Here is a 1,286-nt window from a genome sequence, read left to right on the forward strand (position 1 = left end):
AGCGCGAGCTCTGATCAGTGAGATGGCGTTCGTCGAGTTCACCTTGCCCGGTCGATCTCGGTTGTAGTGCGGTACTGACCTAGGGTTGGACGCATGGACGCTGACATCAATTTCTACTTCGACCCAGTCTGTCCCTTCGCCTGGATGACCAGTAAGTGGGTGCGGCAGGTGCAAAAGCAACGCGACTATACCGTGGATTGGCGGTTCATCTCGTTGCGCCTGATCAACTCCCACGTCGACTACGACGCGCACTTCCCGCCCGAGTACGAAGCTGGCCATACCGCCGGGCTCCGGCTCCTGCGGGTAGCCGCCCGGGCGCGAGCGGAGCACGGCCGCGCGGCAATCGCGCCGCTGTACGCCGCCTTCGGGACCCACATCTTCGATACCTCCCCCAGCCCGGACGACCATCGAACCGAGGTCAACCTGCGTGAGCTCCGGGGGACGCGTGAGTTTGTGGAGCCGATCCTCGCCGAGGCGGGCCTGCCGCTCGAGCTGGCGGAAGCTCTCGACGACGAGTCCTGGGACAGGGAGATCCAGCAGGAGACGGACGAAGCGCTCTCGCTGACGGGAAAAGACGTGGGCACGCCCATCATCCACTTCGAGCCGCCCGCCGGTGTTGCCTTCTTCGGGCCGGTGATCAGCCGGCTGCCAGACGAGGACTTGGCGGTCGAGTTGTGGGACCACGTGGTTGCTCTGGCCCGCTTCCCGGGTTTTGCCGAGCTCAAACGCAGCCTGCGCGAGCAGCCACAGCTGGCCGCGTTTGGAGTCGACGCGGACACTGTCGGAAAGCAGGAGGACTGGCACGGTGGCAGTCGGCGGCGGCAGAAGTGACCTCGTTCGTTAGGATAAACGCATGAGTGAGACGAGCATTCTCAGCCATCAGGAGTCGGTCATCGTCGAGGCGTCGGCCACGTTTCTCTATGACCTACTCTCCGACATCACCCGCACCGGCGAGTGGAGCCCGGTCTGTACATCGTGCTGGTGGGACAACGAGGCCGAGGCCGGTCGGGTTGGTGCCTGGTTCACCGGGCACAACGAGCTCCCGCACCGGACGTGGCAGACCCGGTCTGAGGTGGTGACGGCAGAGCGCGGTCACGAGTTCGCCTGGGTGGTGGGCGGCAGCTTCGTGCGCTGGGGCTTCAGCTTCGCGGCCGCGCAGACCGGGACGAAACTCACTGAGTCTTGGGATTTCCTGCCGGACGGGATCGCCATGTTCGAGGAGAAGTTCGGCGAAGACGCACACACTCAGATCATCGACCGCACCCAGCAAGCCCTCGACGGCATCC

Annotated in this window: 2 protein-coding genes; both read left to right on the top strand. The window is 64.6% G+C overall.

The genetic code is table 11. The annotated features are described in order from the left end of the window. The first annotated feature begins 93 nt into the window (after window positions 1-93). Window positions 94-831: a hypothetical protein gene (locus CXY71_RS00045; RefSeq protein WP_104133710.1), complete on the top strand. Its 738-nt coding sequence runs from the start codon at window positions 94-96 to the stop codon at window positions 829-831. A gap of 22 nt (window positions 832-853) precedes the next feature. Next, window positions 854-1,286: SRPBCC family protein (locus tag CXY71_RS00050; RefSeq protein ID WP_104133711.1), on the top strand; the 433-nt coding region annotated here is incomplete at its 3' end.

The organism is Cryobacterium sp. Y62 (genome assembly GCF_002929785.1).
In the GTDB taxonomy this organism is placed as follows: domain Bacteria; phylum Actinomycetota; class Actinomycetes; order Actinomycetales; family Microbacteriaceae; genus Cryobacterium.